This window comes from Paenibacillus sp. J22R67 (assembly GCF_059692175.1).
On record NZ_JCAUAX010000034.1, the window covers coordinates 1 to 4,079 of the forward strand.

General features: G+C 46.1%; 5 protein-coding genes and 9 tRNA genes. All 14 read right to left on the reverse strand.

Annotated elements, in window-relative coordinates; genetic code table 11:
- Positions 1-35 precede the first annotated feature (35 nt).
- Positions 36-110 (reverse strand) — tRNA-Gly (locus AC58VC_RS38335).
- Between the two features lie 101 nt (positions 111-211).
- Positions 212-910: an AIM24 family protein gene (locus tag AC58VC_RS38340; RefSeq protein ID WP_497376718.1), complete on the reverse strand. Its 699-nt coding sequence runs from the start codon at positions 908-910 to the stop codon at positions 212-214.
- Positions 911-924: 14 nt separating this feature from the next.
- Entirely contained in the window at positions 925-1,380 is a 456-nt protein-coding gene (locus AC58VC_RS38345; protein WP_497376720.1) for a tropomyosin, read from the reverse strand.
- A gap of 48 nt (positions 1,381-1,428) precedes the next feature.
- On the reverse strand, positions 1,429-2,055 hold the full coding sequence (locus AC58VC_RS38350; RefSeq protein WP_497376721.1) for a GyrI-like domain-containing protein: 627 nt from the start codon (positions 2,053-2,055) through the stop codon (positions 1,429-1,431).
- 133 nt (positions 2,056-2,188) lie between these two features.
- Entirely contained in the window at positions 2,189-2,698 is a 510-nt protein-coding gene (locus tag AC58VC_RS38355) for a ferritin (protein ID WP_497376723.1), read from the reverse strand.
- Positions 2,699-2,815: 117 nt separating this feature from the next.
- A complete protein-coding gene (locus tag AC58VC_RS38360) occupies positions 2,816-3,067 on the reverse strand; it encodes a DUF1450 domain-containing protein (protein WP_127458787.1) in 252 nt (83 codons plus the stop codon).
- A gap of 142 nt (positions 3,068-3,209) precedes the next feature.
- A tRNA-Leu gene (locus AC58VC_RS38365) sits at positions 3,210-3,294 on the reverse strand.
- Positions 3,295-3,312: 18 nt separating this feature from the next.
- A tRNA-Lys gene (locus AC58VC_RS38370) sits at positions 3,313-3,385 on the reverse strand.
- Between the two features lie 15 nt (positions 3,386-3,400).
- Positions 3,401-3,477, reverse strand: a tRNA-Asp gene (locus tag AC58VC_RS38375).
- 67 nt (positions 3,478-3,544) lie between these two features.
- A tRNA-Met gene (locus AC58VC_RS38380) sits at positions 3,545-3,621 on the reverse strand.
- A gap of 18 nt (positions 3,622-3,639) precedes the next feature.
- Positions 3,640-3,712 (reverse strand) — tRNA-Val (locus AC58VC_RS38385).
- A gap of 26 nt (positions 3,713-3,738) precedes the next feature.
- A tRNA-Glu gene (locus AC58VC_RS38390) sits at positions 3,739-3,813 on the reverse strand.
- A 39-nt stretch (positions 3,814-3,852) separates the two neighbouring features.
- Positions 3,853-3,944, reverse strand: a tRNA-Ser gene (locus AC58VC_RS38395).
- Positions 3,945-3,970: 26 nt separating this feature from the next.
- Positions 3,971-4,046, reverse strand: a tRNA-Asn gene (locus AC58VC_RS38400).
- Between the last annotated feature and the right edge of the window lie 33 nt (positions 4,047-4,079).

Genomic DNA, 4,079 nt, shown 5'->3' on the forward strand with positions numbered 1-4,079 from the left:
TACTCTATCCAGCTGAGCTAAGGGCGCTTAAAATATGGAGCGGAAGACGGGGATCGAACCCGCGACCCTCGCCTTGGCAAGGCGATGCTCTACCGCTGAGCCACTTCCGCACGGTATGTGATGCTTGTCACTTGATTTCATTCTCAGAGGCGACAAGGAATAATATATCAGGATTTGAGAACAAATGCAAATGTTTTTTGTTACCAATGCATTATTTTATAAAAATACCGCCAAAAGGCAGCACTTCCCTTGCAATTCTGCGCAATAAGCTGTCATTTTTCATATGCTCATCCAGCTTACGATCCGGCTTGCATGGCTGCAGCAGCACATGTCCATGCCCCGTCATCTCCCAATGGTAATTCATATGCTGACTGGCTAATGTATTGCCATATACACTAAGGCGCAGCACCGCATTCCGTGGATACGCAATAAGACAGTTAATATCTACATATAAAGGCTGCTTCGGATCCAACGCCATCTGATACAAGGGACCAGCCGTCAAAAGCCCCAGCGTTCCTGGCCCTTTGAACTGCATTTTCACGAGGTCTTGCGTGATCAGCGTATTCTTAACATTTTGTAGATGAGAAGTAAAGCTGACACCGTCGGTATAAAACAGGACATGCCGAAACTCATACAAAAGATCATCGTCATCGCCGATGGGCACAACAGACATCCTATAGCCCTCAGGCAAGCCTAGCATGAGCTGAGCAGGACCACGCACGCGCGATTGAATTAAACGTTTTTTGCGGTACATGCTAGGCAGCTTCATCAAAGAATCCTCTCTTTGCTCGGACCTCCCTTGAAAAGCTACGATCTGGTTCGGATGAAGCACATGAATCGATTCGTCCTGTTCGATGCGCAGGGTGGCCATTTTTGCGTGTGAGCTTGCATGTTCGAAATTTACATCCATGCCTCTCAGGCCTCCTATCTCATTTGACGTTTCTGTCTCCGCCAGACCACATACCGAAACACCCGTCCGAGTACAAAATACAGCACGATAAGCAGCACTACCGCGATAACCATATTCGTTATCTTACGATTCCGTTTCTCTTTATCTAACGCCACCTGCTCCATGATCTTTAAGCGCTCTTGCAGGAGCTCATTTTCCTTTTGAAGTGCTTCGTTTTGCTGAAGGAGCTTTTCCTCGGTTTCCTGCGAATGTCGAATCGTTTCGGAGAGCTTGTCCTTTTGCTCCTCTAACTGCTGTTTCGTTGCCTCGTAATCTTTCTGAATCTGCTCCACATTCTCAGGCAGCTGATAAATATCTTTCACCCGATCGAGCCAGGAGGCTTGAGCTACAGGGGTAGGCATTATGAGTCCTATCCCAATCACTAGAACGCCGATCACATAACCAATCGCATGCATAGGACGTGTCCGCATCGCCTTCCCCCCAGCAGTTCGACATTTCCTTCTATTTTACAGCAAAAATCACCCCTTCACCACTCCTACCGCCTTTACAGGGTAACGCAAAATAGTTTTCATTTTCGATGGATCAATCTTCCTCGGATCGGATAAATAGATTTCATGATGGAGGCCGCTAATGCTTACCTGGCTTGTCTCCATGAATTGATACATTTGACTTAGTGTTTCAGGCTCGGAGGCATATGGACCAATATGCAGCATCTGCACACAGCTTTCTTCATGCAAACTTTCAAATTCGATATCCGTAAGCATTACTAACTCTTTTTTCTTGCCCAAAGCTTTAACTCGGGCTTCCTCCACCTTCTCTGCCGTGACAAAATCAGGCATCCTGATCAGCAGCTTCCAACGCCACTGCTCCTTAGGCACCTCCAGCGCGTTGCGGTTATCTCCATCTACCCACCACAAGCCCTCCAGCTTGGCTACAGTGAAGTCTTTCTCTTCCATCTTATAAATGCCCTTAATGCTATAAGAAAGCGTATAGAGCGCTTCAGTCGCATATGCGAAGACCTCTCCGTTCGGGTCTCCAGTTCCCTCGATCGTCACATACCAAATAGGTCCGAAATCAAGTAGCTGCGGTTTGGTCGTAGCTGTGTAATAGGATTTGTAGGCTTTGGCTAAATCTAATTTTTCCATGCGGCACTTCCTTTTTTTCTTTCAGTATATAAAATAAACCCTGACAGCTATACGTCAGTAAACATAGAAAAAACCTACCTTTCGCTATTAACGGCGAAAAAGTAAGTTTGGTCTTCGTTAGTATCGTATGTAATTATTCCCCGGTTGGTGGAGTGAATGAGCGCTGTGCAAATTCCGCATCCAACATGAAGAAGGCATTGCTGTCTTTGTCGATTCGTTTCAGCTTATTAATAATGCTGTCGAACATTGCTTCTTCCTCTACCTGCTCATCAATGAACCATTTGAGGAACTGCATAGTCGCATGCTCACGATCATTGAGTGCCAAATCAGACAGATGGTAAATGCGTCTTGTGACTTCCTGCTCATGCTTGTAGGCATGCTCAAAAGCGTCGAGGATCGATTCGTACTCATTCACAGGCGTATCCATGCCGGCGAAGGCAACCTTTTTCCCACGATCATTAATAAATTTGAAAATCTTCATAGCATGAAACTTCTCTTCTTCCGCCTGAACCATAAAAAAGTTCGAGAATCCATCCAAGCTTTCTGCTGCACAATAACCAGCTATGGCCAAATAGACGTGCGCGGAGTAAAATTCATAGTTCATCTGCTCGTTGAGCGCTTCCGTAAGTTCATCTTTTAACATGATGTGCTGCACATCCTTTCTGTATGGTTATCTTTTGCAAATCCCCATACATACAAGATTACCAGAACTTCATATACAAATACAAACGGAAGTCATAAATTTTACAAAGGTTAACAATTAGGCCATGACAGTTTCAGCCCTAGATTCAGCAATAATCTGCTTCAGCTGCGCATATAGTAAGTCAGGCGAAGCGGCACAAACTAAGTCTTTTTTGCCGATCATCGCGATGCACTCTTTCTTGCAATGCTTACAATTTCCTAGGCAATCCTTCTTCTTTTGCTTTAGATCAGGATATTCATTTTTCAACGACTTATATATTTGTTTGGATCCGAATTTCTCATTTCTGCAGCAGTATTTAATCGTTTTCATGTCATAACCTCCACCGCTCATATATACCGCCTATACCCTGATATTAGTGATAATAATAATCAATGTCAACAGTAATTTGCGAATAGATGTAAAAAAAGAGCTTCCTTAGCTCCTATAAAAGGAATTAAGAAAGCTCTTGTGATGCGGTCAAGAGGACTCGAACCTCCACGGGGGGTTAGCCCACACGGACCTGAACCGTGCGCGTCTGCCAATTCCGCCATGACCGCATAAAACGAAAAAAAAACTGAGTCATGTAGGATTCGAACCTACGACACCCTGATTAAAAGTCAGGTGCTCTACCAACTGAGCTAATGACTCAAACTGATTAAAAAATGGCGGAGCCGACGGGATTCGAACCCGCGGTCTCCTGCGTGACAGGCAGGCATGTTAGGCCTCTACACCACGGCTCCACACATAATATAGGACCTCATATAGGGATCTTTTGACGGAGTCAAAAGTCTCTCAGATATAAGAGGTTGGTTGCGGGGGCAGGATTTGAACCTGCGGCCTTCGGGTTATGAGCCCGACGAGCTACCGGGCTGCTCCACCCCGCGTCGTTAAAAAGGTAAAAATGGAGGCTGACGGGATCGAACCGCCGACCCTCTGCTTGTAAGGCAGATGCTCTCCCAGCTGAGCTAAGCCTCCATGGGAATATGCTTCTTAGGTATTAATGGTGACCCGTAGGGGACTCGAACCCCTGTTACCTCCGTGAAAGGGAGGTGTCTTAACCACTTGACCAACGGGCCGCGTAAACAGGCTTTTCTTAAGTAAATCGTGCTTGTAGGTGGCGGAGAGAGAGGGATTCGAACCCTCGAGACGCTTGTGACGCCTACACGATTTCCAATCGTGCTCCTTCGGCCAGCTCGGACACCTCTCCATGAAAGCCTGGCATAGGATAAAAAATGGCTCCCCGAACAGGACTCGAACCTGTGACAACTCGATTAACAGTCGAGTGCTCTACCAACTGAGCTATCAGGGAATACTGCTTGGCAACGTTCTACTCTCCCAGAAC

Excerpts from the sequence above, each read along its gene's own strand:
- AC58VC_RS38350 (WP_497376721.1), bottom strand. The coding sequence starts at position 2,055 with ATGGAAAAATTAGATTTAGCCAAAGCCTACAAATCCTATTACACAGCT.
- AC58VC_RS38360 (WP_127458787.1), bottom strand. The coding sequence starts at position 3,067 with ATGAAAACGATTAAATACTGCTGCAGAAATGAGAAATTCGGATCCAAA.
- AC58VC_RS38345 (WP_497376720.1), bottom strand. The coding sequence starts at position 1,380 with ATGCGGACACGTCCTATGCATGCGATTGGTTATGTGATCGGCGTTCTA.
- AC58VC_RS38340 (WP_497376718.1), bottom strand. The coding sequence starts at position 910 with ATGGATGTAAATTTCGAACATGCAAGCTCACACGCAAAAATGGCCACC.
- AC58VC_RS38355 (WP_497376723.1), bottom strand. The coding sequence starts at position 2,698 with ATGTTAAAAGATGAACTTACGGAAGCGCTCAACGAGCAGATGAACTAT.